The sequence below is a fragment of the Aliivibrio logei genome, from assembly GCF_001691055.1.
GTDB lineage: Bacteria > Pseudomonadota > Gammaproteobacteria > Enterobacterales > Vibrionaceae > Aliivibrio > Aliivibrio salmonicida.
The window spans coordinates 174,304-199,996 of the sequence record NZ_MAJU01000012.1; the positions used below are offsets into that span (position 1 = coordinate 174,304).

General features: G+C 39.8%; 25 protein-coding genes. 15 read left to right on the plus strand and 10 right to left on the minus strand.

The window, feature by feature from the left end; all coding sequences use genetic code 11:
* Positions 1 to 4 precede the first annotated feature (4 nt).
* From rnhB to A6E04_RS12860, 7 genes are all read left to right on the plus strand, one after another.
* Positions 5 to 628: a ribonuclease HII gene (gene rnhB / locus A6E04_RS12830; RefSeq protein WP_012550901.1), complete on the plus strand. Its 624-nt coding sequence runs from the start codon at positions 5 to 7 to the stop codon at positions 626 to 628.
* Positions 628 to 4,107 (plus strand): DNA polymerase III subunit alpha, encoded by a 3,480-nt coding sequence (gene dnaE, locus A6E04_RS12835; RefSeq protein ID WP_065611589.1) that lies wholly within the window; start codon positions 628 to 630, stop codon positions 4,105 to 4,107. Before rnhB ends, dnaE begins: the two co-directional genes overlap by 1 nt.
* A 51-nt stretch (positions 4,108 to 4,158) precedes the next feature.
* Positions 4,159 to 5,118, plus strand: a complete 960-nt coding sequence (accA, locus tag A6E04_RS12840; protein ID WP_012550899.1) for an acetyl-CoA carboxylase carboxyl transferase subunit alpha — start codon at positions 4,159 to 4,161, stop codon at positions 5,116 to 5,118.
* 108 nt (positions 5,119 to 5,226) lie between these two features.
* A complete protein-coding gene (gene tilS / locus A6E04_RS12845) occupies positions 5,227 to 6,558 on the plus strand; it encodes a tRNA lysidine(34) synthetase TilS (protein ID WP_065611590.1) in 1,332 nt (443 codons plus the stop codon).
* A gap of 52 nt (positions 6,559 to 6,610) precedes the next feature.
* Positions 6,611 to 6,922 (plus strand): c-type cytochrome, encoded by a 312-nt coding sequence (locus A6E04_RS12850; protein WP_012550897.1) that lies wholly within the window; start codon positions 6,611 to 6,613, stop codon positions 6,920 to 6,922.
* A 92-nt stretch (positions 6,923 to 7,014) separates the two neighbouring features.
* Positions 7,015 to 7,353 carry a nitrogen regulatory protein P-II gene (gene glnB, locus A6E04_RS12855; RefSeq protein WP_012550896.1) on the plus strand — a complete coding sequence of 113 codons (339 nt, stop codon included), beginning with the start codon at positions 7,015 to 7,017 and terminating at the stop codon, positions 7,351 to 7,353.
* A 65-nt stretch (positions 7,354 to 7,418) separates the two neighbouring features.
* Entirely contained in the window at positions 7,419 to 8,273 is an 855-nt protein-coding gene (locus A6E04_RS12860) for an endonuclease/exonuclease/phosphatase family protein (protein WP_065611591.1), read from the plus strand.
* Here the strand turns inward: A6E04_RS12860 and A6E04_RS12865 are convergent.
* The 3 genes from A6E04_RS12865 to gloB form a co-directional block, all read right to left on the minus strand.
* Complete coding sequence (locus tag A6E04_RS12865) at positions 8,254 to 8,946, minus strand: YIP1 family protein (protein ID WP_065611592.1); 693 nt, start codon at positions 8,944 to 8,946, stop codon at positions 8,254 to 8,256. The two genes, A6E04_RS12860 and A6E04_RS12865, sit on opposite strands and share 20 nt — an antisense overlap.
* The gene (locus tag A6E04_RS12870; RefSeq protein ID WP_017021218.1) at positions 8,943 to 10,496 is read right to left on the minus strand and encodes a lytic transglycosylase; all 1,554 of its coding nucleotides are present in this window, start codon (positions 10,494 to 10,496) and stop codon (positions 8,943 to 8,945) included. Before A6E04_RS12870 ends, A6E04_RS12865 begins: the two co-directional genes overlap by 4 nt.
* 86 nt (positions 10,497 to 10,582) lie before the next feature.
* Positions 10,583 to 11,341, minus strand: coding sequence for a hydroxyacylglutathione hydrolase (gloB, locus tag A6E04_RS12875; protein WP_065611593.1), 759 nt, complete (start codon positions 11,339 to 11,341; stop codon positions 10,583 to 10,585).
* Positions 11,342 to 11,395: 54 nt separating this feature from the next.
* Here gloB and A6E04_RS12880 point away from each other — a divergent pair, with 54 nt between their 5' ends.
* The gene (locus A6E04_RS12880) at positions 11,396 to 12,136 is read left to right on the plus strand and encodes a methyltransferase domain-containing protein (protein WP_175365433.1); all 741 of its coding nucleotides are present in this window, start codon (positions 11,396 to 11,398) and stop codon (positions 12,134 to 12,136) included.
* Here A6E04_RS12880 and rnhA read toward each other — a convergent pair.
* On the minus strand, positions 12,133 to 12,606 hold the full coding sequence (gene rnhA, locus A6E04_RS12885) for a ribonuclease HI (RefSeq protein ID WP_017021215.1): 474 nt from the start codon (positions 12,604 to 12,606) through the stop codon (positions 12,133 to 12,135). The two genes, A6E04_RS12880 and rnhA, sit on opposite strands and share 4 nt — an antisense overlap.
* 37 nt (positions 12,607 to 12,643) lie before the next feature.
* On the opposite strand from rnhA, the gene dnaQ reads away from it, so the two are divergent.
* From dnaQ to A6E04_RS21330, 3 genes are all read left to right on the plus strand, one after another.
* Positions 12,644 to 13,375, plus strand: coding sequence for a DNA polymerase III subunit epsilon (gene dnaQ / locus A6E04_RS12890; protein WP_017021214.1), 732 nt, complete (start codon positions 12,644 to 12,646; stop codon positions 13,373 to 13,375).
* 10 nt (positions 13,376 to 13,385) lie between these two features.
* Positions 13,386 to 14,648: a TIGR03503 family protein gene (locus A6E04_RS12895; RefSeq protein WP_017021213.1), complete on the plus strand. Its 1,263-nt coding sequence runs from the start codon at positions 13,386 to 13,388 to the stop codon at positions 14,646 to 14,648.
* Between the two features lie 171 nt (positions 14,649 to 14,819).
* Positions 14,820 to 14,984 (plus strand): hypothetical protein, encoded by a 165-nt coding sequence (locus tag A6E04_RS21330; protein WP_017021212.1) that lies wholly within the window; start codon positions 14,820 to 14,822, stop codon positions 14,982 to 14,984.
* A 78-nt stretch (positions 14,985 to 15,062) separates the two neighbouring features.
* Here A6E04_RS21330 and fadE read toward each other — a convergent pair whose 3' ends face one another.
* A complete protein-coding gene (gene fadE, locus A6E04_RS12905; protein ID WP_017021211.1) occupies positions 15,063 to 17,510 on the minus strand; it encodes an acyl-CoA dehydrogenase FadE in 2,448 nt (815 codons plus the stop codon).
* 355 nt (positions 17,511 to 17,865) lie between these two features.
* Between fadE and lpcA the strand changes: the two genes are divergently transcribed.
* Both lpcA and A6E04_RS12915 read left to right on the plus strand, forming a co-directional pair.
* Entirely contained in the window at positions 17,866 to 18,447 is a 582-nt protein-coding gene (lpcA, locus tag A6E04_RS12910) for a D-sedoheptulose 7-phosphate isomerase (protein WP_012550886.1), read from the plus strand.
* Positions 18,448 to 18,481: 34 nt separating this feature from the next.
* Positions 18,482 to 19,309, plus strand: a complete 828-nt coding sequence (locus A6E04_RS12915; RefSeq protein ID WP_012550885.1) for a class II glutamine amidotransferase — start codon at positions 18,482 to 18,484, stop codon at positions 19,307 to 19,309.
* Between the two features lie 57 nt (positions 19,310 to 19,366).
* On the opposite strand, the gene purN is transcribed toward A6E04_RS12915, so the two are convergent.
* Positions 19,367 to 20,008, minus strand: a complete 642-nt coding sequence (purN, locus tag A6E04_RS12920; protein ID WP_175365434.1) for a phosphoribosylglycinamide formyltransferase — start codon at positions 20,006 to 20,008, stop codon at positions 19,367 to 19,369.
* A 130-nt stretch (positions 20,009 to 20,138) separates the two neighbouring features.
* On the minus strand, positions 20,139 to 21,179 hold the full coding sequence (gene purM, locus A6E04_RS12925) for a phosphoribosylformylglycinamidine cyclo-ligase (protein WP_065611596.1): 1,041 nt from the start codon (positions 21,177 to 21,179) through the stop codon (positions 20,139 to 20,141).
* Between the two features lie 225 nt (positions 21,180 to 21,404).
* Here purM and upp point away from each other — a divergent pair, with 225 nt between their 5' ends.
* On the plus strand, positions 21,405 to 22,031 hold the full coding sequence (gene upp / locus A6E04_RS12930) for a uracil phosphoribosyltransferase (RefSeq protein ID WP_012550882.1): 627 nt from the start codon (positions 21,405 to 21,407) through the stop codon (positions 22,029 to 22,031).
* A 105-nt stretch (positions 22,032 to 22,136) separates the two neighbouring features.
* Here upp and A6E04_RS12935 read toward each other — a convergent pair whose 3' ends face one another.
* Positions 22,137 to 23,387: a uracil-xanthine permease family protein gene (locus tag A6E04_RS12935; RefSeq protein WP_083199015.1), complete on the minus strand. Its 1,251-nt coding sequence runs from the start codon at positions 23,385 to 23,387 to the stop codon at positions 22,137 to 22,139.
* A 206-nt stretch (positions 23,388 to 23,593) separates the two neighbouring features.
* On the opposite strand from A6E04_RS12935, the gene A6E04_RS12940 reads away from it, so the two are divergent.
* Positions 23,594 to 24,790 (plus strand): DUF2066 domain-containing protein, encoded by a 1,197-nt coding sequence (locus tag A6E04_RS12940; RefSeq protein WP_065611597.1) that lies wholly within the window; start codon positions 23,594 to 23,596, stop codon positions 24,788 to 24,790.
* A gap of 86 nt (positions 24,791 to 24,876) precedes the next feature.
* Here the strand turns inward: A6E04_RS12940 and A6E04_RS12945 are convergent, their stop codons facing one another.
* Both A6E04_RS12945 and arsC read right to left on the minus strand, forming a co-directional pair.
* Complete coding sequence (locus A6E04_RS12945) at positions 24,877 to 25,317, minus strand: DUF2069 domain-containing protein (protein WP_012550879.1); 441 nt, start codon at positions 25,315 to 25,317, stop codon at positions 24,877 to 24,879.
* A 20-nt stretch (positions 25,318 to 25,337) separates the two neighbouring features.
* Complete coding sequence (arsC, locus tag A6E04_RS12950) at positions 25,338 to 25,688, minus strand: arsenate reductase (glutaredoxin) (RefSeq protein WP_065611598.1); 351 nt, start codon at positions 25,686 to 25,688, stop codon at positions 25,338 to 25,340.
* Positions 25,689 to 25,693 lie beyond the last annotated feature (5 nt).

The window sequence follows — 25,693 nt, forward strand, 5'->3', positions numbered from 1 at the left end:
TCTAATGACAAAGAAAATAGATTCTAAAGAATTACCTCCATTTGAGTACCCACAAGGCTATCAGTTATTTGCGGGCGTTGATGAAGTTGGACGCGGCCCGTTAGTGGGTGCGGTTGTGACTGCTGCTGTTATTTTAGATCCTAATAATCCAATTGAAGGATTAACGGATTCAAAAAAGTTGACAGAAAAAAAACGTGATTTGTTATTTCCTGAAATTCAAGAAAAAGCGTTAGCTTGGTCTTTAGGGCGATGTGAAGCACATGAGATCGATGAGTTGAATATTTTACAAGCCACAATGGTTGCGATGCAAAGAGCTATTGCTGGGTTGAAGGTTACTCCTGATTTCGCTCTAATTGATGGGAATAAAGTGCCTGAATTGCCAATGGCTGGTTTAGCGGTTGTAAAAGGTGATTTACGCGTTCAAGAGATCAGCGCGGCTTCAATTCTTGCTAAGGTTACTCGTGACAGAGAAATGGAAGTATTGGATAAAGAGTTCCCTCAATATGGCTTTGCTAAACACAAAGGCTATCCAACCAAGGCGCATTTTGCTGCGATTGAAGAGCACGGTGTTATTTCAGAGCATCGTCGTAGTTTTAAACCTGTAAAACGTGTTTTAGGGATCGAGTAATGTCTGAAACCAAATTCGTACACCTTAGGGTACACAGTGATTTCTCCTTAATTGATGGGCTTTCAAAGGTTCCACCATTAGTTAAAAAGATGGCTGAGTTAAATATGCCAGCGATGGGGTTGACTGACTTTACCAACTTGTGTGGTTTGGTTAAATACTATTTTGCAGCACATGGTGCAGGTATTAAACCGATTATTGGTGCTGACTTTAAAGTTCAATCAACAGAGTTTGGTAATGAACTGTTTAATCTGACCGTTTTGGCAAAAAATAATGAAGGTTATAAAAACCTGACTTTATTGATATCAAAAGCTTATTTGCGTGGCCATGTTCAACATACCCCTGTTATGGATAAAGAGTGGTTAATCGAACATAAAGAAGGATTAATTATCCTTTCTGGTGCGAAAAATGGGGATGTAGGTAAAGCCTTATTAAAAGGTAATCAAGAATTAGTTAATGAATGTGTCGATTTTTACAAAACGTATTTTCCTGATCATTATTATTTAGAATTGATCCGGACAGGGCGTGTTGACGAAGACAGCTATCTTCATTTTGCTGTTGATCTTGCTGAAAAAGAAGGGTTGCCAGTTGTAGCAACAAATGATGTTTGTTTTATCAAAGCCGATGATTTTGATGCTCATGAGATCCGTGTAGCGATTCATGATGGCTTTACTTTAGAAGATCCTCGTCGACCTAAAAACTACAGTTCACAACAGTATTTGAGAACGAAAGAGGAGATGTGTGAGCTTTTTGCTGACATCCCAGAAGCGTTAGAAAACAGTGTTGAGATAGCCAAGCGTTGTAATGTTACCGTTCGTTTAGGTGAATACTTTCTGCCTAACTTCCCAACGGAAGGAATGAAAATTGAAGATTTCCTCGTTAAGAAATCTCAAGAAGGGTTAGAAAGACGTTTAGCCTTCTTGTTCCCAGATGAAAAAGTACGTTTAGAGCGTCGACCAGAATACGATGAACGTCTGCAAATAGAACTCGATGTAATTAACCAAATGGGATTCCCAGGTTATTTCTTGATCGTAATGGAGTTTATCCAGTGGTCAAAAGATAACTTAATTCCAGTTGGACCTGGGCGAGGGTCAGGTGCTGGTTCACTTGTTGCTTATGCGTTAGATATTACCGATCTCGATCCACTTGAATATGACCTGTTATTCGAACGATTCTTGAACCCTGAGCGTGTCTCGATGCCCGATTTCGATATCGATTTCTGTATGGATAAGCGTGATAAGGTTATTGAGCACGTTGCTGAAATATATGGTCGTGATGCGGTATCCCAAATTATTACCTTTGGTACGATGGCGGCTAAAGCGGTAATTCGAGATGTTGGTCGAGTACTTGGTCATCCTTATGGTTTTGTTGATCGTCTTTCAAAGTTAATACCGACAGATCCAGGTATGACGTTAGCGAAAGCTTTTGAAGCAGAACCACAACTGCCTGAACTGTATAATGCAGATGAAGAAGTTCGTGCTCTTATCGATATGTGTAGAATCTTAGAAGGTTGTACACGAAATGCTGGTAAGCATGCGGGTGGTGTTGTTATTTCACCAACGACGATTACGGATTTCTCACCGTTGTATTGTGATGCGGATGGCAATTTCCCTGTTACACAGTTTGATAAGAATGATGTTGAAACCGCAGGTTTAGTTAAATTCGACTTCTTAGGCCTACGAACCTTAACGATCATTGATTGGGCGTTGGGTTTAATTAACCCTCGACGAGAAAAAGAAGGAAAAGAAGCGGTTCGAATCGAATCGATCCCTCTTGACGATCAAGCGTCCTTTAAGTTGTTACAAAATTCAGAAACGACCGCGGTATTCCAGTTAGAATCTCGTGGAATGAAAGATCTGATCAAGCGATTACAGCCCGATAGCTTTGAAGATATCATCGCCTTGGTGGCGCTTTTCCGTCCTGGTCCTTTGCAATCAGGGATGGTAGATAACTTTATTGACCGTAAACATGGTCGTGAAGAGGTGTCTTATCCTGATGTAAATTGGCAGCATGAGTCATTAAAAGAAACGCTAGAACCAACGTACGGCATTATTTTATATCAAGAACAAGTAATGCAAATTGCACAGATCTTAGCGGGTTATACGCTAGGTGGCGCCGATATGCTTCGTCGTGCAATGGGTAAGAAAAAACCCGAAGAAATGGCAAAACAGCGTGGTACGTTTAAAGACGGCGCGATTGCGAATGGCGTAGATGGCGAGTTGTCGATGAAAATCTTCGACTTGGTAGAAAAGTTTGCTGGTTATGGTTTTAACAAATCGCACTCAGCGGCCTATGCTCTGGTTTCTTATCAAACATTATGGTTAAAAACGCACTATCCAGCCGAATTCATGGCGGCGGTAATGACGGCCGATATGGATAATACGGACAAAATCATTGGTCTTGTTGATGAATGTTTCCGTATGAAACTGAAAGTATTACCGCCAGATGTGAATGCGGGCCTTTATCGTTTTAATGTTGATGAAGATGGCGCCATTGTTTACGGTATTGGTGCGATTAAAGGGGTTGGTGAAGGCCCCATTGAAAATATTATTGAAGCACGAAATAAAGGTGGTTATTTCCGTGATTTATTCGATTTTTGTTCTCGAATTGACACGAAAAAAACCAATAAACGTATTGTAGAAAAATTAATTCGTTCTGGTGCTTTGGATCGCCTTGGTCCTCATAGAGCCGCATTAATGGCATCGTTAGAAGATGCAATGAAGGCGGCAGGTCAACACCATCAAGCAGAATCGTTTGGGCAATCAGACATGTTTGGGGTATTAACTCAAGCACCAGAAGAAGTCGAACAAGCTTATACGCATGTTCCGCGATGGCCAGAGAAAGTATGGCTTGAAGGGGAGCGGGAAACCTTAGGTCTTTATCTAACGGGGCATCCCGTTAATGCGTACATTAAAGAATTGTCTCGATATACGACGTGGCGTTTGAATGATGCTCACGTTACGAGACGCGATCAAACTGTAACGGTTGCAGGTTTAGTTATTGCTGCTAGAGTAATGACCACTAAACGAGGCAGCCGTATTGGTTTAATGACATTAGATGACCGATCTGGCCGAATGGAAGTGATGTTGTTCTCTGATGCCCTTGATCGATACGCTGATTTGCTAGAAACTGACAAAATAGTGCTTGTTTCTGGACAGGTCAGCTTTGATGATTTCAATGGGGGGCTTAAAATGTCTGCCCGTGAAGTGATGTCATTGGGAGATGCACGAGAAAAATACGCTCGTGGATTGTCCGTTTCTGTTACCGATGCGCAAATTAACAACCAATTTTTTGAACGCTTTAGTCAAATACTAGAGCCTAATCGGGCAGGGACTGTCCCGGTAAACGTATATTATCAGCGAGCCGACGCTCGTGTTAAGTTGGTCCTAGGGACGGAGTGGCGAGTTACGCCAACAGACCAACTAATAGATGATTTGAAGTCGTTGCTTGGCGAACAGCAAGTCGAGCTTGAATTTAACTAGAATAAGTAAGGCTGCTAATTTGAGCGGCCTTGAACTAACAAGGATTCTTTAATGAGCCTAAATTTTCTTGAATTTGAAAAACCAATTGCAGAACTAGAAGCTAAAATTGAAGCGCTGCGTGATATTTCTCGTCGTGGTGGTGATAATGCACTTGATCTAGATAAAGAAATTAAGCAATTAGAAGATAAATGTTTAGATCTTAAAAAGAAAACATTTAGTGATTTAGGTGCGTGGGAAGTTGCTCAACTTGCTCGTCACCCAGAACGTCCATATGTATTAGATTACATTGAACTTATGTTTACTGAGTTTGATGAATTAGCCGGTGATCGTGCTTTTGCTGATGATAAAGCATTAGTGGGTGGTATGGCTCGTTTAGATGGTCGTCCTGTGATGATAATTGGTCATCAAAAAGGACGTGGTACGAAAGAAAAAGTACGTCGCAATTTTGGTATGCCAAAACCTGAAGGTTACCGTAAAGCAAAACGTTTAATGCAAATGGCTGAGCGTTTTAAAATGCCGATCATTACTTTTATTGATACTGCTGGTGCTTATCCAGGTGTTGGTGCTGAAGAACGTGGTCAATCTGAAGCCATTGCTACGAACCTTAAAATCATGTCAGAGCTAAGTGTTCCTGTGATTTGTAATGTCGTTGGTGAAGGCGGTTCTGGTGGTGCTCTTGCTATCGGTGTAGGTGATTATGTCAACATGCTTCAATACTCTACGTATTCAGTGATTTCTCCTGAAGGTTGTGCTTCAATTTTATGGCGTGATTCAGATAAAGCACCTCAAGCGGCTGAAGCAATGGGACTTGTTGCTCCTCGTTTAAAAGAGCTAGAGTTGATTGATACGATCATTGATGAACCATTAGGTGGTGCGCATCGTAATCATAAAGCAACGGCTGAGAATATTAAGCAACGTTTAATTGAACAATTGAACGAGCTTGAAGGTTTTGATGAAGAAGCGTTGCTTGAACGTCGTTACCAGCGTTTAATGAATTACGGTTACTGCTAATAATTATGAGTAAAATTCAGAACTAGATTCGCGAATTTTAATAATATAGAGTAAAGTGAAAACGAGCCTTAGTGCTCGTTTTTTTTCATTTTTAGGTTTTAATTTTATATGCTTTCTTCTCATTTCTCTCAGACATTATCTCTTTATATTTCGCCTAAATCAGAACTCGTGGTTGCATTCAGCGGCGGTGTTGATTCTGTTGTATTACTTCATCTAGCGGCTTATTACTCTAAGTTACATCAATTACCTTGTGTTGCTGTTTATGTAAATCATGGATTAAGTGAACACGCTGTTGAGTGGGAAGTTTTTTGTCAATCTTATTGCGATAGCCTTGGTATCTCGTTGTTTATTGAACGAGTTAATTTAGATATTGGTCCACAACAGAGCTTAGAAGAAGTTGCGCGAGAAGCGCGTTACGATGTGCTTGCAAAACACATTAATAACCATTCTTTGTTATTAACAGGGCAGCACCAAGATGATCAAGTAGAAACCTTTTTCTTAGCATTGAAAAGAGGAAGTGGTCCTGCTGGTTTATCGTCAATGCCCGTAATCGCCCCTTTTGTTACGGGACGAAAATGTCGACCATTATTGTCTACTTCTCGGTGTGATATTGAAGCGTATGCAAACGTGAATCAATTGAAATGGGTAGAAGATGAAAGCAATAAAGATACTCGCTTTGACCGAAACTTTTTACGCCACAAGGTAACCCCATTGTTGCGTCAACGTTGGCCTAGTTTTGCTTCAGCGGTGAATCGCAGTGCACAATTATGTGCAGAACAAGAGCTGTTATTGACTGAACTACTTCAACCAAAAGTGAAGGCTTATCAAAATACGATTCAAGGTATTTCGATTGAATCGCTTGCACTTGAATCTGAAGCGGCTTGCAAGGTTATATTAAGGTTATGGTTAAAACAGTTTTCTATTCTTTTGCCGACCCAAGCTCAATTAGGCGTGCTATGGAACGAAGTGGCTAATGCACAGCAAGATGCAAATCCTTGTTTAGAAATTAATTCCATCCAATTACGACGTTTTCAAGGTTACCTGTATTGCCTTCCACAATATGGAGATGTCTCGCAGTGGAACTCGGAATTAAAAGAAATATTAACCTTACCTGATGGGTTAGGAAATATCGAATTGAAGCAAACACTAGGCGCCAATGATTCTGATTTGATGCCTTTATTTCTGCGATCGCCTTTGAGCGATGAGAGAGTTACGGTGCGTTTTGATAGTACGGGATTAATTGCTCATCCAGAGACAAGACAACATAGTCGTAAAATGAAAAAATTGTATCAAGAGTATGGGATCCCTAGTTGGCAAAGAACACGATTACCACTCATTTTTTATAATGACCAATTAGCGGCTGTTACTGGGTTATTTGTATGTAAAGCATTTTCAGGAAAAGAGTGTGAGCTGATCTGGCATAAATCAGGCTCAATATAGACATCCGGAATTTACTTGGCAAAATGACTAAAAAAATAAAGGAGCAGTGTAAATGAAAAAAGTAATTGGACTGGCAGTTATCGGCTTATTGGTATCAACGTCTACATTTGCAGCGGGTGATGCCGCAGCAGGGAAAGCAAAATCTGCAATTTGTGCTTCATGTCATGGGGCGAATGGTATTGCGGTGATTCCGGGCTACCCGAACTTGAAAGGGCAGAATGCACAATATATCGAATCTTCATTAAAAGCTTATAAGAGTAAGCAGCGTAATGGCGGTAATGCGGCAATTATGCAACCAATGGCGGCAATGCTGAATGATACTGATATCTCAAATTTAGCGGCTTACTATTCTACGATGAAATAGAGCGGAAATAAGTAATGCGATTCCTTGGTTGAATGTTGATGGCCCCTCGACGATAATGGTCTGATATTTAATATTGATGTTAAGGGACTAATATGAAGAAGATCGAAGCAATCATCAAACCGTTTAAATTAGATGATGTGCGAGAAAGCCTTGCTGATGTAGGTATCACAGGTATGACTGTCTCTGAAGTAAAAGGCTTTGGACGTCAAAAAGGTCATACTGAATTATACCGTGGCGCTGAATACATGGTCGATTTCTTACCGAAAGTAAAATTAGAAATTGTTGTGAATGATGATGTTGTCGATCAATGCATTGACGCTATCATTGAAACGGCGCAGACTGGAAAAATTGGTGATGGTAAAATTTTCGTCACTGACGTAAGCCGTGTTATTCGTATCCGAACGGGCGAAGAAGACGAAGACGCAATTTAATTAATACTGTTCTGTTTGAATGGTATAACGTAAGGAAGGAGTGATGATTCACTCCTTTTTTGTTTATGAAAAAGAAAACAATATTAATATCAACCGTTGCACTGCTTATTGGTGCAATGATTATGGCTAAATCGTTTATTTTTACGATCCCTTTAAAACCAGAGTTAATAGAACTTACGCCTGATTCTATGGATTATAAGACGGGTTGTGCTGAGTTCGATGAATCAAAACCTATCGACCGTGATGGTACAATCAACCTACTTGTTTGGAATATTTATAAACAACAAAAACAAGACTGGGAACCTGCGTTAGGAAAGTTAACTCAAAAAGCGGATTTGGTTTTATTGCAAGAAGCGAGTTTAACGCCTGAATTAAAAACGTTTATTATTGATAAAAGCTATTCTGCTGAATTGGTCAGAGCGTTTGATGTGTTTGATACCAGTGCGGGAGTGTTAAGTCTTGCAAAAGTACAAGCGGAGCGCGCCTGTGCCCATACCGCGATAGAACCTTGGTTACGTTTACCTAAATCAGCGTTATTATCTGAATACGCGTTATCTAATGGTGAATCGTTAATGGTGGTTAATGTTCATGCCATCAATTTCACATTAGGAACCGAAGATTATCAACGTCAAATGAGTGATTTAGAAAAGGAAGTTAAAAATCATGTTGGGCCACTGATTCTGGCGGGTGATTTTAATTCTTGGAGTAGTGCTAGATTAGAGACATTAGATCAAGAAGTGGCTCGCCTTAGATTAAAAGAAGTTCGGTTTACGCCTGATGAGCGAATGACATTTATGACAGGGTTACCTTTGGATCATGTTTTTTATCGAGGTTTAAATGTAAAAGAAGCGCACTCAATAAAGAGTAACGCTTCTGATCATAATCCATTAGAAGTTAGTTTTAGCCTGAAAAGGCCGTAATTAATCCCCATAATGTAAAGCAAGCAACCCATGGAAGGGCGGAGATTATAAGTGCTCTTGCTCTGTCTAAATCCGTCCATGCGCCAAGAGCTGCATAGCCTAAAACAATGTACCAAGGCATTAATAACGGGAATGAACTCGCGTAAGCAGACCAATGATCTGTCATTGGTAGCTTGATTAAGCCATTCAAGCTATTTAAATCAGCCGCGTAAGGCATCGTATTCGCGTGATTTAGTAAAAGACTTATATAGCTAGCAATATCGCCAATAAGTGCTGGAAACATCACTATTGTGCTTGCAGCGACCCATTTAAAGTAACCATGTTGGTACTTGCTTTGCTTTGTCGCTAATTTGAACCACAAAGCTAATAGCAATACAGAAGCAACTCTTCCCATCACGTCGTTAATCACTTCCCCTGCTAACAGAATTTCTTTTGTTAGCCACTCTGCTTTTACTTGCCCGCCAATGCTGTCAATTTGTTGAGTTAAACTTGTTACGACCCAATCAAAATTAACAAGGTCAAAGTACGTACCCCAAAAGATAAAAGGCGAAAAAATCAAGAGCAAGAAAGGAAGCCAAGCCCATTTTCCATGTTCATATAACGCGGCGAAACAATCTGTTGGCGATCGAAAAATATCGACTAATAAAATTAACGGATTTGAAGAAGGGGTCATACATTTGCCTTAGTAACATCAACGTAAAGTTTTAATTTTTGTCCCGGCTTAATATAAGAGCCACGTTCGATGCTATTCCATTTCATGATGTCTGTCACAGAGACACTGAATTTTTGTGCAATAGAGCTAAGGTTATCGCCTTGACGGATCTGGTAATGAACCGTACGGATTATTCCACCATCAGAATTGCTTTTCCAAATGACTAATTTTTGCCCAACACGCAATGAATCTTTTGGTGCCATACCGTTCCATTTTGCTAAATCACGATAAGAGATGCTGTTATCACGAGCGATGCTCCATAACGATTCTCCATCTTTAACGGTATGGTCAGATTTGTATTTTCCTTTTGCTTTGGCTTGAGTTTTCTTTAAGCGCTGTGGTGCACTTAATGCATAGGTTTTATTGCCTTGAGAAGCGGTTGGAATTAATAAATACTGACCAACTCGAATGCTCGTACCATTTAAGTCATTGGTTTGTTCAATGATGTTAGAGGTCGTATTATGCTTCACCGCTAATTGACTAATCGTATCGCCAGATTGAACTTTATAGCGCACAACTTTCATTGTTTTATTGCCATTCTTTTTCAGGTTGGCATTAAAACGATCGACTTTATCAATCGGTAATAATAGATGATAAGGGCCATCTGGTGACGTTGCCCATTGATTGTATCCAGGGTTATAGCCTTGCAATTCAGAGATTGAAATACCCGCAAATTCTGCCGCAATCGCCAAATCTAATTGTTTATTTGGGTCTACCATTTCGAGTACAGGTTTGTTGGCAATAGGTGGAAGTTCTACCCCGTATTTTTCATGGTTTTTAATGATGTCAGCTAATGCTAATAATTTAGGGACATAACCGCTGGTTTCTTCTGGTAAATCTAATGAAAAGAAATCGGTAGGTTTACCTAAGTTTTTATTTTTTCGGATTGCTCTAGATACTCGTCCACCACCACTGTTGTAAGATGCAATCGCTTGTTGCCAATTGCCATCAAAGCGACGGTCAAAATATTCCATATAATCTAATGCTGCATTCGTTGCCGCAGGTACGTCACGACGACCGTCATACCACCAATTACGTTCTAATTTAAAGCGATCAGCTGTTCCAGGGACAAATTGCCATAGACCAGCGGCACTGCCGTGGGAGTAAGCAAAAGGGTCAAACGCACTTTCAACGATAGGAAGAAGCACTAACTCCATAGGAAGTCCGCGTTTTTCAATTTCAACAGTGATCATATACAGAAACGGTTGAGCTCGTTTGGCAACAGTACGCAGGTGACTTGGGTGTTTAATGTACCAATTACGATAATAATCGACCGATTTATGATCTGGAATTGGCATATTTAATTGCATTGCAATACGTTGCCATACGTCTTCTTGTTCTTGAGGGGTAAGCTCCGGTTTTTCGATTGGTTTAATTTCTGCTGGTTTGGTATCTTGCTTTGAAGGCGTAGAGATAGCAGAAGTCGTATCAGGCTGTGTTTTTTCTGATGGTGGAGCACTTTGACAGCCTGCCAATAACGCTAATCCAATCCAATGGAGCTTAAGTTTCATTAATTATTGCCTTCAAGTTGTGTTTGATTATTTTTTATTTGGGTGCAGATAATACTTGTCAACAATCGTCCAGACAAGTTTCATCATTAAAACTCGTCTTTCCATCTCCTTAATGCGGCAAAGGTTGCAACTTCGGAATCATTTTCTACTTTGGATGAAACGGCTTGTTTTACACTTGTTTCACTGGTTCTTAAAAAAGGATTAATGAGCTTTTCTCGTTGCATCGTTGTTGGGATCGTTGCTTTTCCATTTGCTCGAAGTCGTAAAACCTTTTCACGATATTGTTGTAAATAATCGTTATCAGGTTCAACCGCCAACGCAAAAGCAAGATTGGACGCAGTGTATTCATGGGCGCAATACACTTCTGTTTCATCGGGTAACGCGGCCAATTTTTGCAGTGAATGAAACATTTGTTCTGCGGTGCCTTCAAATAAGCGACCACAACCGGCAGAGAAAAGGGTATCACCACAAAATAGTTTTTCATCACCAATGTAAGCGATATGACCTTTTGTGTGTCCTTCAACGCCTAGTACCATAAATTTTTCATTGAATAATTCAACAAAATCACCATCACCAACGGGATGAGTGAGGGTTGGAATAGGTTCATTTTCAGGGCCTACAACATTGATGTTTGGAAATTGACGAACAAGCTCAGGAACCCCACCAATATGATCATGGTGGTGGTGCGTAATTAAAATTGCATCTAAAATAAGACCATGCTCTTTAATGCAGGCAAGCACTGGGGCTGCTTCTCCTGGATCAACCACAACACAATGATTATCATTGTTGTGAATTAACCAAATGTAATTATCATTAAATGCAGGTATGCTTTTTATTAATAGCATTCACCTTTCTCCAAATTTTTATAAAGTATTAATATTTTGTAGGTAACTGTATTGATTAAGCCAGCACTGCTTGATGAAAAAATTGAAAAACCGCATTCATGGTCATCAATTCCTCATGGGAACTGGATCCGTGAGTTGATCCAATCACGCCTTGATGAATGGTGCCCTAAGCTATTTGGTTATCATATGCTAAAAGTGGGTGGTTTGAGTGCTGAGCTAGATAGTCACTTTTGTAACATTAAACACCAAGTTAGCTTAGATAACAAAAATTCCCTAAAAAATATTTGCGCTGATTTACCTCAACTTCCTTTTCTTGAGAAAAGTATAGATGCGTGTGTGTTAGCGCACCAACTTGATTACTCATCGGACCCTCATCAATTATTGCGAGAAGTTGATCGTGTTTTAATTCATGATGGTTACGTGATCCTTACTGGATTTAACCCAATGAGTGCCATTGGTATCGCAAGTTTATTCCCTTGGCGTAAAAACAACTTACCTTGGAGTGGGCGAATGTTTACTCCTCATCGAATTAAAGATTGGTTAGCGGTGTTAAATTTTGAAGTGGTATATAGCGATTGTTTCGCTTTAGCGCCGTTAACTCGCTATCAAACGATTTGGACATGGTTTGAGAATTTAGGGGGGGAGTCGGTAAAACCGGTAAGTGGTATTTATTTTATTGTAGCAAGAAAGCGGACCTACCCATTAAAACCGATAAAATCGGCCTGGAAAAAGAAGCCTAAATTGGCTCCTATTTCGGTAGCACAGACTCGTCAAGGAAAAGTGAACTCAGATTAGCCTGGGTAACCTGTATCGTCCTGAGTTGGATTCTCTGCGGCGGTACGTGCTAAATCGTCACACATTTCATTCTCACGATGACCAGCATGGCCTTTAACCCAGCGCCAATCGACGGTGTGACGTTCTGCCTCTGCATCTAATTGTTTCCAAAGGTCGGCATTTACGACTGGTTTTTTATCCGCTTTTTTCCACCCTCGTTTTTTCCAACCATGTATCCATTGAGTGATACCTTGACGAACGTATTGGCTATCCGTCGTTAACACCACAGTGCAAGGTTCTTTAAGGTTACGTAAGGCGACGACAGCAGCAAGCATTTCCATACGGTTGTTTGTGGTTTGGTTAAACCCACCTGAAAATGTTTTTTCTGTGCCTTTATAGCGCATAACAATACCATAGCCACCAGGACCGGGATTGCCTAAGCAAGAGCCATCTGTGAAAATTTCAACCTGTTTCATTATCTCTGTTATCATTAGAGGAATTTAGAAATAGTCTGACACAAATGAGCCTATGAATACTAGCGACAATTCCCCGAATAGAATTATTGTTCTCGATACAGAAACCACCGGTATGAATTTATCTGGCGGCCCTATTTATGAGGGTCACCGTATAATTGAAATTGGTGCGGTAGAAATAATCAACCGAAAATTAACTGGAAATCATTTTCATGTATACATTAAGCCTGATCGACTGATTGATCTTGAAGCTATTGATGTTCATGGTATTACCGATGAATTTTTGTATGATAAGCCAGAATATAAAGACATCCATGATGAATTTTTAGCGTTTATTAAAGGGGCTGAGCTTGTCGCCCACAATGCCCCCTTTGATGTTGGGTTTATGGATTATGAATTCAGTAAACTTAACAAACTTATTGGTACCACGGATCAGTATTGTAAGATCACCGATACCTTGGCCATGGCGAAGAAAATTTTCCCTGGTAAGCGAAATAATCTAGATGTGTTATGTGGTCGTTACGGCATAGATAACTCGCATCGAACGCTTCACGGCGCTTTACTCGATGCCGAAATACTGGCAGATGTTTATCTGTTAATGACAGGCGGACAAACCAGCTTAAGTTTCTCAGCAGGAGGAAATGAGTCTGATTCTTCTGAAGAAAGTATTAATAGATTGAATTTAGGACGAAAAGGATTAAAGGTTTTACGTGCAACGGCCGATGAATTAGAAGCGCATGAAAAGCGCTTGGATATCGTTGGTGATGCCTGTTTGTGGCGTAATTAGGAGTTTTAGTATGTGGCGGTTATTGATAATTGCACTTTTTGTACCGATAGTGAGTTGGGCAAAGAGCACCGAAATGTCGTGGTTGGACAACCGCTTTAGAGTTGATCCTACGATTAAGCAAGTGTCATTTTTAGTTCATAGAGAGAAAGCCTCTCAAGCCGTTACTCTTGTGCGTCCTGATGGAACAAAATATTACGCATGGAAACACCCAGATAATGTGGCGTGGTATGAAGAAAATGGTATGGATATTATCTCTATTGAGAATCCTATGCCTGGACCATGGCAAGCGATAGGTAAAGTAACACCGGATAATAAGATAAAAATTCTATCTAATTTAACGCTGAACGTAGATTCGTTACCAAAAAAATTATATCAATCTGAAAGTTTAAAATTTACGGCTCGTTTACTTGAAGATGGAAAACCATTGGTATTACGAGAGTTTTTAAACCGCATCAAATTGAACGTGACGTTTACGCCTTATCTTGCGAATGAAAAAGATCTAGTTAAAGAAGCTCGCCCATTGGCGGAAGTGTTAGGTACGTTTGAAGATAATGGTGAAGATCTCGATGAAGTGGCTGCTGACGGTATTTTTACTGTTAACTTACCAATAAAGATAAAGCCGGGTAAATATTGGGTTCGTATTCAATCGCGTAATGGTGTTTTCTTGAGAACGGTAGAGCAAGATGTCTTGGTTTATCCTGCTCCCATTCGAGCAACGTTTACTCAAGCTCGTGATGACAGTACAAAGCATTCAATGAACATTGATACTGAAGCTGGAGTGATTAAAGCGGGATCGTTAGCGGCTCATATTGAACAATTTAATCCAAAAGATCGCAAAACCGTAACTGAAGCACAATCTGAAAAAGACGAATCAAAGCTTTATTTTTCGTTGCCTAATGATTATATGTCCGGAAAAAACAGTTGGACAGGTTGGGTATACGCAACAGATAAGGCAACGAGTCGACCATTGCAATTTTACCTTGGCTTGCACAATTATGGGGTGACAGAGCCGATTGATTTAAAAGCGGCTTATGAAGCACGAGTAAAAGAAGCGGCAATACAACGTAAAATAGAAGAAGAAAAAAGACTTGAAGAAGAAAGAGCGACTGCTCGTCAACATTTTTGGGTTTACGTTATTGTTGGAAATATAGCCATTATATTGTTAATTTTTGGCGGTATTTTTGGGTGGAAGAAATGTAAATTGCTGAAAGAGAAAAAAGCATTTGCCCCTAAATCTGAAAAATTAACAATGCCGCCACCGCCTAAAGTATAAAATACTTGAGTAATAAGAAAAAACCGCAGTTATGGCGGTTTTTTATTTATCAAGGCCTTTTTTGTAGCTTTTTGTTACATTTATCCAGAAGTTAACGATTGCTTTTTTATAAAGTTTGAATTATCGACTTTGGTTAAATATACTGCTCCATTCATTGAAATGGAGAATGTTGTGAATAAATATAAATCTAAGTTAGAGGCAGCATTTAAACAAGCACTCAAAGTGAATGATGATACAAAAATCAATCACGAGTTGTTAGGCCTAAACAATGAGAGTATTAGCTACTTATCGCTTGAAGAAATAATTTATCTAAAGTTAGTCGTCAGCCTTAAATAAATAAGATGTATATAGAAAATAAAAAGGCCAGAACAGTATATGTTCTGGCCTTTTTTATGTTTTAGATAAGAGAATTAACTAAGCAATTTTACTGTGTTCAAAATGATTAACTTCTGGCTTTACGATAAGCTCACTTGGGTCAAAATCTTCAACACTAATCGTCGCTAGTCGACTTTTCTCTGCTTTACGAAGTAGTAGGGCTTCTTTATCTGAAATAATATTTAACTCTAAACCGATTTTTGCAACACGATCTAATTGCATGAAGGGTAGGCGTTGTTTTGATTCTTTACATACACGATCATAAATTGGTTCTGCGGTTAAGATATCAATCAGTGCTTCTTCCATTTTACCTACCGGATTAAAGCGACTCGCCTCTAAGAACAGACCTCGACCAATTCGACTACGGACTCCTGATGGTTCTTGAAGAATTCGAGCTAATTTATGATCCAGTTTATCACTTGGGCGTTGACGGCGAAGCCCAGTTGGAAGCAAGATTAAACGCATTGCCTTGGCGATAAATTGATTTGGGAAATTACTTAATAACCCATCAATCGCTTGCTCTGCTTGATGTAACGAATCTTGCACGCTCCAATGTACTAACGGTAAATCTTCCTTCTGACGACCTTCATCATCAAAACGCTTAAGTACTGACGTTGTTAGATACAGTTGACTTAAAATGTCACCTAGACGTGCTGACATGCGTTCACGGCGCTTCAAACTGCCGCCAAGAACAGCCATTGATACATCAGATAGTAATGCTAAGTTCGTACTGTAACGATTTACTTGTTGGTAATAACGTTTGGTTTCATCGTTAAAGGCGGTTTTTGAACCACGACCATCGGTTAGGCCAAACCATAAACTGCGTACAAAATTACTGATCCCAAAGCCAATATGACCAAAGACAGCAGCATCGAATTTATCAAGAGACGCTTGCTTATCTTCTAAGTAGGCCGCGTCCATTTCTTCAAGAACATAAGGGTGGCAGCGAATAGCACCTTGACCGTAGATAATCATTGAACGGGTCAGTATGTTTGCGCCTTCAACAGTAATAGCGATTGGCGATCCTTGATAACTGCGGGCTAAGAAGTTTGAGCTGCCTAGACAGATCCCTTTACCACCTGCGATGTCCATGCCATCAATGGCAATACGTTGTGCACGGTGGGTACAGTGATATTTTACAATGGCAGAGATAACCGATGGCTTTTCGCCTTGTACAATACCGGCAACCGTTAGTGCACTTGCTGCGTCCATCATATAAGCATTACCTGCCATACGCGCTAATGGCTCTTCGATCCCTTCCATTTTACCAATGGGTAATTTGAATTGGCGACGAATTCGAGCATAAGCACCCGTAGCAAGCGCTGCGGTTTTTGCCCCCCCCGTTGCGTTAGATGGCAAGGTGATACCTCGACCCACTGACAGACACTCAACCAACATACGCCAACCGTGACCGGCCATTTTTTCGCCACCGATGATGTAATCAAGTGGAACAAATAAATCGTCACCTTGTGTTGGACCATTTTGAAATGGCACATTCATAGGGAAATGGCGGCGTCCAATCTTAACGCCTTCTAAGTTTGTTGGAATAAGAGCACAAGTAATACCGAGGTTTTTCTTATCGCCTAATAAACCATCAGGATCTTGTAGTTTAAACGCCAAGCCTAAAACGGTAGCGACAGGGGCTAGGGTAATGTAACGCTTATTCCAAGTAAGGCGCATACCTAGTACTTCTTTTCCTTCCCACATGCCTTTTGTCACGATACCAAAATCAGGAATTGACCCTGCATCGGAGCCCGCTTCTGGGCTAGTTAGTGCAAAACATGGGATTTCCTTACCTTCGGCTAAGCGAGGTAAGTAATGATTTTTTTGATCTTCAGTACCGTAATGTTGAAGAAGTTCGCCTGGACCTAATGAATTCGGAACCCCAACCGTAATAGATAAAACACCAGAAACACTGGTCAATTTTTGCAGAACAGAAGATTGTGCATAAGCTGAGAATTCTAAACCACCGTATTTTTTCTTAATGATCATGGCAAAGAATTTGTTATCTTTCAGGTATTGCCATACTTCTGGTGGTAAATCAGCAAGCTCATGAGTGACTTCATAATCATTGATCATACGGCACACTTCGTTTACTGGACCATCCATGAATGCTTGTTCTTCATCGGATAGTGTATTTTTAGGAATATTATGAAGGAATTTCCAATCAGGATTGCCTTTAAACAGCTCTGCTTCCCACCAAACCGTACCCGCTTCAATGGCATCTTTTTCTGTTTTTGACATTTCAGGCATAACACCTTTAAACATCGATAAGGCTTTATTACTAAACAGAGATTGTCTAATTGAAGGGATGTTTAGAGGTACCGCGATTGCTAAGAAAATAGCCCAAGTGATAACGCCGGCATAACCTAATCCGGTACTCACCGCCAAAATTGCTGCCGTTACTAGTGTAGCGGTTCGTAATGATTGTCGATGATAACTTAATGCAGCAAGTGCAATTAATGTTGTTAGTAGTGTGAGGGCCATGTGATTCTCCTTTTCCGGCGCTGTTTCTGTTTGTAGGAACAGAATTGATTACGATACTCGGTCGTAATGTTATTGTTTGTTTAAAGCTCTTTCTGATAAGAGGTCTAACCAGTTAAATTTAGTGTAGATCAAATGTTAATAAAAAGTAAATCTACATAATGGCTAAAAAGTGATCTAGCTTGAGTAATTAATAAACAAATTGCTAATTAGAGTGAGTGAACTCTACTTTTATTTCCTACGGTTTTAGGAATTTGTGGTATGTAGAAGAAATATGAAGTGAATTGCTTTAAATGGTTTACTGGGATAGGTACACTGAGATGAACCCCATTAGGGAATATAATAAAGAGAGAATCCTATGTCTTATCAAGATCTGATCCGTTCTGAGCTAACAGAAGCAGCTCAAGTACTGAATGACTTTTTAGCTGATGATAAAAACCTTGCTCAAATTGAGCTAGCTGCCAAAACGATTGCTGATTCATTTAAACAAGGCGGCAAAGTATTGTCGTGTGGTAACGGTGGCTCTCACTGTGATGCAATGCATTTTGCGGAAGAATTAACGGGTCGTTACCGTGAAAATCGCCCAGGTTATCCTGGTATCGCGATTTCAGATCCAAGCCACTTATCTTGTGTTAGTAACGATTTTGGTTATGACCATGTATTTTCTCGTTACACTCAAGCGGTTGGTTCAAAAGGTGATGTGTTATTTGGTTTGTCGACTTCGGGTAACTCGGCCAATATTTTAAAGGCGATTGAAGCGGCTAAAGAAAAAGGCATGAAGACCATTGCACTGACTGGTAAAGATGGCGGAAAGATGGCAGGTCTTGCTGATGTGGAAATTCGTGTTCCACATTTTGGATACGCCGATCGTATTCAAGAGATCCACATCAAAATTATTCATATAGTGATTCAACTGATTGAAAAAGAAATGGAAAAATAATCCATTGAATTGCGAATAAAGGAGTAACGCAAGAATGTGTGAATTGCTCGGAATGAGTGCAAATATACCAACGGATATTTGTTTTAGTTTTAAAGGTTTAGTTCAACGTGGCGGCAATACTGGTCCGCATCGTGATGGTTGGGGGATTACTTTTTATGAAGGGAAAGGATTTCGTACATTTAAAGACCCTAAACCAAGTTGTCATTCTAAAATTGCAGAATTGGTTCAAGACTACCCTATAAAAAGTAATGCAGTAGTGAGTCATATTCGACAAGCTAACCGAGGGGAGGTGAATTTAGAAAATACACATCCTTTTACGCGTGAATTATGGGGGCGATACTGGACTTTTGCACATAATGGGCAGCTTACAGGGTTCGATGAATTATCAACTGGGCGTTTTCGTCCTGTCGGTGAAACAGACAGTGAACGTGCTTTTTGTTGGTTATTAAACCAGCTTGAAGAAAAGTATCCAGAACCACCCCAAGATATGATGCTGATGTTTGAATATATTTCAGAATGCAGTGATCAACTAAGAGCGCTTGGTGTTTTTAATATGCTATTGAGTGATGGTGAATACGTAATGACGTATTGCTCGAATAATTTGCATTGGATCACTCGACGAGCTCCTTTTGGACAAGCTTCTTTGATTGATGAAGACGTGACCATCGATTTTCATAAAGAAACAACACCAAACGATGTCGTGTCAGTGATTGCAACTCAACCTCTGACTGATAATGAAGAATGGCATAAAATGAAAGTGGGTGAATATGCTCTGTTTCATTTTGGCGAACTAAGTGCCGGAAACCACGATACGGTGCTTGATATGGCGCCGCCACCTTCTGAGTGTCCAGTAAATACATAATAAAATATAAACGTCATCTTATGGTTTAAGATGACGTTTTTACTAAGTGATATTATCTTACTCTTCTGTTTCTAATCCAAATGTTCCTAGCACATCTCCATCAAGAACTGCTTTTCCATCTGTCATTATTAAACGCTCTTCTATAATCCAATTAGCAACCATAGGGTAAATGACGTGTTCTTGAGCTTGAACACGTAAAGCGACATCTTCAGCTGTATCTTCGTCAAAAATAGGCACTTTTGCTTGAAGAATAACAGGACCTCCATCGAGCTCTGGCGTGACAAAATGAACACTTGTACCATGTTCTTCATCTCCGGCGTCAATCGCACGTTGGTGAGTATGTAATCCTGTATATTTAGGTAGGAGAGAGGGGTGGATGTTCAGCATCTTACCTTGATAACGTAAGACAAAATCTGCACTTAAAATACGCATAAAACCGGCCAGAATAATTAAATCAGGCTGATAAAGATCGATAAGAGTAGATAGTGCGATATCGTACTGCTCACGATCTTCATAGCCCGCAGCACTTAAGCTGTGTACGTCAATACCGGCATTAATTGCACGTTGTAGTCCATAAGCATCGCTTTTATTTGAAATAACCGCAGAGATGCGTGCATTTGGAATTTTGTTACCACAAGCATCGATAAACTCTTGTAGGTTACTGCCGTTTCCTGAAACTAATACAACAATATTCTTCATCATAATCTTTTTTAGTTATTGTTTAATGAGAACCATTCGAACACAAATTACAGATATAAAAAAGGTGACCGAATAATTGATCACCTTTTATTTATTCTTTATGAACTAGTTCAAAGTTTGTAAGTCCCGATTAACGGATCTCAACTTGTTCTTCGCCTTGCTCTGCTGCTGCTACTTCGCCAATAACCCAAGCGTTTTCGCCTTCCGCATTCAATAATGCGACAGCTTGTTCTGCTTGTTCTTTTGGAAGGGCAACAATAAGACCAACACCACAGTTAAAGGTACGGTACATTTCGTAGGTATCTACGTTGCCTTTTTCTTGTAGCCAGTTAAAGATAGCAGGCCACTCCCAACTCTTACCATTAACAACTGCTTTAGTTCCTTCAGGAAGTACTCGTGGAATATTTTCCCAGAAACCGCCACCCGTAATATGAGAGATAGCATGAATATCATGCTCTGCAATCATTTTAAGTGCTGATTTAATGTAGATTTTTGTTGGTTCAATTAAATGGTCTGCAATCGTTCTGCCATTTAATTCTTCTGTAAGATCCGCATTTGATACTTCAAGGATTTTACGAATTAATGAATAACCATTTGAGTGAGGGCCACTTGAACCTACAGCGATTAATGCATCACCTGCAGCGACTTTAGTGCCATCAATGATGTCTTCTTTCTCGACAACACCGACACAGAATCCAGCAACATCATAATCTTCGCCTTCATACATGCCTGGCATTTCAGCCGTTTCACCACCGATCAATGCACAACCAGCTTGAATACAACCTTCACCAATGCCCGTTACTACTTGAGCTGCGACATCAATATCGAGTTTGCCTGTTGCATAATAATCAAGGAAGAACAGAGGTTCACCACCTTGAACAATTAGGTCATTTACACACATAGCCACTAAGTCGATACCGATCGTATCGTGCTTGTTTAGGTCTAAAGCTAAACGAAGTTTAGTTCCTACGCCATCAGTACCAGAAACTAAAACAGGTTGTTTATATTTCGTTGGAAGTTCACATAACGCACCAAAACCACCAATGCCACCCATAACTTCTGGGCGACGAGTACGTTTCACTACGCCTTTAATTCGATCAACAAGTGCATTACCAGCATCAATGTCTACGCCAGCATCTTTGTAGCTAAGAGAAGTTTTGTTGTCGCTCACGGTGGTGTCCTCGCCATAGGTTGGATTTCAAAAATCCGCGCCATTCTAACAGCACAATGTAAAAAGGGAAACGTTTGCGTAAGGAAATTTGGAGAAATTTTGTAATTAAAAATGAGTAAGTTAGTTATTTGAGAATGACGGCATAAATTATTTTAATGTGTAGTCATTTTTTATATGAAAAGTATGTATAATTGAAAGGTTTGATTAATGTATCTGGAGTCAGAAATGAAAGTTGTTGAAGTAAAACATCCGCTAATAAAACATAAAATTGGTTTAATGCGCGAAGGCGATATCAGCACTAAGCGTTTTCGTGAATTAGCAACTGAAGTAGGTAGCTTACTTACTTATGAAGCAACATCAGACTTTGAGACAGAAAAAGTAACTATCAATGGCTGGAACGGCCCTGTTGAAGTTGACCAAATTAAAGGTAAAAAAGTAACGGTAGTGCCAATCTTACGTGCAGGTCTTGGCATGATGGATGGCGTTCTTGAGCACATCCCAAGTGCGCGTATCAGTGTTGTTGGTATTTACCGTGACGAAGAAACGTTAGAGCCTGTACCTTACTTTAACAAGTTAGCGTCTAACATCGATGAGCGTATTGCTTTAGTTGTTGATCCAATGCTAGCGACTGGCGGTTCTATGATCGCAACGCTTGACCTTTTAAAAGAGAAAGGCTGTAAGAACTTTAAAATTCTTGTTCTTGTTGCTGCTCCTGAAGGCATTGCTGCATTAGAAAAAGCGCATCCAGATGTTGAGCTTTATACTGCGGCTATCGATGAGAAGTTGAATGATAAAGGTTACATCATTCCAGGTCTTGGTGATGCTGGTGATAAGATCTTCGGTACTAAGTAATCTGCACCATTAAGTAATTATATTTACTGGATGCTTTAAGTATTAAAAAAGGATTGATGGGTAACCATCAATCCTTTTTATTTACCCTAGGTCTAGACCTTAGATTTATTTATCATCTTCCATTTGTGTATTATCAACAACATGGTTTTCACCTAAGTCATCAGGAAGAATTAAATTAAGAGCAATAGCTACAATCCCACAAAGACTTACGCCCTGTAAGTTAAAATCGCCAATACCCACAGCCATACCACCAATACCAAATACCAAGGTAACGCCAACAATGGTTAAGTTACGTGCTTTATGTAAATCAACTTGGTTTTTAATCAGAGTATTTAGACCAATCGTCGCGATTGAACCAAACAGTAAGATCATAATGCCACCCATTACAGGGACTGGAATAGTTTGTAATATTGCGCCTAATTTACCCACAAGAGCCAAAACAATCGCACAGACGGCAGCCCATGTCATGATCACTGGATTAAACGCTTTAGTCAGCATTACCGCACCAGTCACTTCACTGTAAGTTGTATTTGGTGGCGCGCCAATAAGAGAGGCTGCCATGGTTGCAATGCCATCACCAGTAATGGTGCGGTGCAAGCCTGGTTTTTTAAGGTAGTCTTTTCCGGTTACATTTGAAATTGCCAACATATCACCCACGTGCTCAACCGCAGGGGCGATGGCGACGGGTATCATAAATAGAATGGCATTAATGTTAAATTCAGGATAAGTGAAGTTGGGTACTGCAAACCATGCGGCTTGTTGTACTGGCGTAAAATCAACGATGCCGAAAAGCAAACTTAATGAGTAGCCAACAATGATGCCTGAGAGAATAGGTAATAATCTAAAGAACCCTTTTGAAAAAACACTTACCCCAATTGTGGTAAATAATGATGCAGCGGCAATCCAGAAAGCCAATTGGTCATCAACTAATTGAAATCCACCATCGCCTGTTTTTCCTAACGCCATATTAACCGCTGTTGGCGCTAAGCCTAGGCCGATCACCATAATTACAGGGCCAACAACAACAGGAGGCAGTAATTTATGAATGAAAGCGACCCCTTTCACTTTAATAACGGCACCTAACGCAACATAAACTAAACCGGCAACCATTAGGCCACCCATTGTTGCTGGGATCCCCCATGTTTGGGTTCCATAAATAATAGGAGCAATAAAAGCAAAAGAAGACGCGAGGAAGATAGGCACTGAACGACGAGTAACAAGTTGAAAAAGAAGAGTACCAACACCGGCACCAAAAAGAGCGACGTTAGGATCGAGTCCAGTAAGAAGAGGAACAAGAACAAGGGCACCAAATGCAACAAAAAGCATCTGAAAACCTTGGAATAAATTGTATAGCATTACTATTTCCAGTAGTGAATTTGAGGGATTCTATCACTTTTATAATAATAAATATCTTGATTTTAATCGTGAAAAAATAAAACTTTTACACAAAGTATCACTCTAATAGCTTGAAAGTTAGATCTGAGTCAATTCGAATCCTTGCTGAATAAGGGGATAGCCCTTATTATCAGCGGTAAATTATAAAAGTATTTATAGGTTGTTTGATGTTACGTATTTTTTGTTTATTAATCTTTATGGTTGCGGGGCCTGTGTGGGCCCAGCAACAAGCAGATATCTATCATACTGAAGTTCAGTTAACTGCCTCTGATAATGCTGAAAGTGTGGCAAAGACAGAAGGCTTGGTTAATGTACTAATTAAAGTATCAGGTCAAAGAGACATCGCTAATAACGGTGTAATAAAAAAAGCACTGACACAAAGCGATCGTTATGTAACTCAAATGAGTTTTGTTGACCATAAAGATGCCCCTCGCGGTATGAAATTAGGGTATAACCCAAAAATGGTGACGCATTTACTGACTCAATCTGAGCAAAGTATTTGGGAAGCACCACGTAAGCCAGTATTGGTTTGGATCGTAAATGAATATAACTATCAACGTAGTATTATTTGGGAACAATCGGATAGCAATTTAATCACTAGAATCAAACAAGCGGCTTATGATCGAGGCTTACCTGTTTTATTCCCTGTCGGTGATTTTGATGATGTGACCTCTATTGAGATCCCTGATCTGTGGGGTAGTTTTAAAAAACCGATTGCAGATGCGAGTGAGCGCTATAACCCTCAAGCCATTTTAGTCGTAAAAATTCGTGGTAATAGTTTATCGTGGGATCTTTTTGATACTACGCCTCAATACTTGGTTAAAACCTCGAAAAAAGCAATTGAAGGTACGGCTTCTGGTGCTGTACAGCTTTCTGATATGATTAATGATGTTAGTGATTATTTTGCTGATACGTATTCTAAGAAGCTAGGCACGACAGTGAGTCAATCGGAAATGATTTCAATTGCAGGCATTCACTCTACTGAAGGGTTCTTCACGTTAGAAAAACAACTGAAGCAATTGAATTCAGTCGCTAGCGTTCAGGTGGATAGTATTCAAGGTGATAAAGTTATTTACACATTGAATTTACTTGGTGATTGGGCGCAATTTAATGCGGAATTGCTTAGCCGAAATACAAGAATTAGTGTGGTTCCTGAAGAGGTGATTACCTCTAACAATAATACGATAGACGCTAATGTGGATGCCGGTGCAACAGAGCAGAACAATGTTACAGATACGACGTCAGTAAATAAATCTACGATTGTTGATGCATCAAAACCGGATGCCGTGATAGCAAGTGATAAAGACCCCGTTAATCAAAAAACAGACACACCAGTGATACACGCTTATCAACTGAAGAAGTAAATAATATTGACTCAATAAAAAAGGTGGCTTATGGCCACCTTTTTTATTCAATTATCAGACGATAAATGCAATAGAGAACATACAGATTAATCTTGTTTGTTTTCTGCGTAACTGGCTTTTTCTATTTTTTCAACTTCCGATAAAAGTTTAAGTTTTAAACCTAACTCTTTGCCTCGTAGACGAGCGTAATAAATGTTTCCAATAAACGCCCCAGAGGTAAGGATGAGTTCTATTACCGCCAAATAACGCTCTCCTTCATCGACCCATAATAAGGTGAATCCATGAAGAAAATAAAACATTAATATAAAATTAGCCCATGCGTGAGTATAAGGCTTCCCTTCTAAAATGCCTTTTAATGGCAATAGCAGCGGTATCATCCAAGCAATCATCAACCCATAAGGATTGATTTGAGGATGCGGGGAAATAACACTGTGCCATAGCATGACAAAAATCAATAACGATAAGTTACAGAAAAGAGCCAGCAAACGGTAACGTTTTGTTTGCGATCCTAACTCAACGACGTCCATGTTCACTTCCTTACTAGTAGCTATAAAATATCCAGAACTTGTTCCGGTGGGCGACCTATTTTAGCGTGGTTATTATGAACAACAATAGGGCGTTCAATTAGTTTTGGATTCGCGTTCATCGCTTCAAATAATTGTTCATTACTTAATGCGTTTTCACCTAAGTTTAGTTCTTTATAAATATCTTCTTTAGTTCGCATCATCTCTCGAACAGAACTGAACCCTAGTTGAGAGAACAGTGTTTTTAACTCATCAATACTTGGTGTTTGTTCAAGGTATTTTATGACCTCTGGTATGATTCCTTTTTCTTCTAATAAAGCCAAGGTTTGACGACTTTTAGAGCATTTTTGGTTGTGATAAATAACAACAGACATAAGTT

Coding starts and splice junctions, on each gene's coding strand:
- A6E04_RS12860 (WP_065611591.1), top strand. CDS start 7,419: ATGAAAAAGAAAACAATATTAATATCAACCGTTGCACTGCTTATTGGT.
- rnhA (WP_017021215.1), bottom strand. CDS start 12,606: ATGATAACAGAGATAATGAAACAGGTTGAAATTTTCACAGATGGCTCT.
- A6E04_RS12895 (WP_017021213.1), top strand. CDS start 13,386: ATGTGGCGGTTATTGATAATTGCACTTTTTGTACCGATAGTGAGTTGG.
- rnhB (WP_012550901.1), top strand. CDS start 5: ATGACAAAGAAAATAGATTCTAAAGAATTACCTCCATTTGAGTACCCA.
- accA (WP_012550899.1), top strand. CDS start 4,159: ATGAGCCTAAATTTTCTTGAATTTGAAAAACCAATTGCAGAACTAGAA.
- purN (WP_175365434.1), bottom strand. CDS start 20,008: ATGAAGAATATTGTTGTATTAGTTTCAGGAAACGGCAGTAACCTACAA.
- A6E04_RS12915 (WP_012550885.1), top strand. CDS start 18,482: ATGTGTGAATTGCTCGGAATGAGTGCAAATATACCAACGGATATTTGT.
- arsC (WP_065611598.1), bottom strand. CDS start 25,688: ATGTCTGTTGTTATTTATCACAACCAAAAATGCTCTAAAAGTCGTCAA.
- lpcA (WP_012550886.1), top strand. CDS start 17,866: ATGTCTTATCAAGATCTGATCCGTTCTGAGCTAACAGAAGCAGCTCAA.
- dnaE (WP_065611589.1), top strand. CDS start 628: ATGTCTGAAACCAAATTCGTACACCTTAGGGTACACAGTGATTTCTCC.
- tilS (WP_065611590.1), top strand. CDS start 5,227: ATGCTTTCTTCTCATTTCTCTCAGACATTATCTCTTTATATTTCGCCT.
- gloB (WP_065611593.1), bottom strand. CDS start 11,341: ATGCTATTAATAAAAAGCATACCTGCATTTAATGATAATTACATTTGG.
- A6E04_RS12850 (WP_012550897.1), top strand. CDS start 6,611: ATGAAAAAAGTAATTGGACTGGCAGTTATCGGCTTATTGGTATCAACG.
- A6E04_RS12935 (WP_083199015.1), bottom strand. CDS start 23,387: ATGCTATACAATTTATTCCAAGGTTTTCAGATGCTTTTTGTTGCATTT.
- glnB (WP_012550896.1), top strand. CDS start 7,015: ATGAAGAAGATCGAAGCAATCATCAAACCGTTTAAATTAGATGATGTG.
- A6E04_RS12865 (WP_065611592.1), bottom strand. CDS start 8,946: ATGACCCCTTCTTCAAATCCGTTAATTTTATTAGTCGATATTTTTCGA.
- A6E04_RS12870 (WP_017021218.1), bottom strand. CDS start 10,496: ATGAAACTTAAGCTCCATTGGATTGGATTAGCGTTATTGGCAGGCTGT.
- dnaQ (WP_017021214.1), top strand. CDS start 12,644: ATGAATACTAGCGACAATTCCCCGAATAGAATTATTGTTCTCGATACA.
- fadE (WP_017021211.1), bottom strand. CDS start 17,510: ATGGCCCTCACACTACTAACAACATTAATTGCACTTGCTGCATTAAGT.
- A6E04_RS12940 (WP_065611597.1), top strand. CDS start 23,594: ATGTTACGTATTTTTTGTTTATTAATCTTTATGGTTGCGGGGCCTGTG.
- A6E04_RS12945 (WP_012550879.1), bottom strand. CDS start 25,317: ATGGACGTCGTTGAGTTAGGATCGCAAACAAAACGTTACCGTTTGCTG.
- upp (WP_012550882.1), top strand. CDS start 21,405: ATGAAAGTTGTTGAAGTAAAACATCCGCTAATAAAACATAAAATTGGT.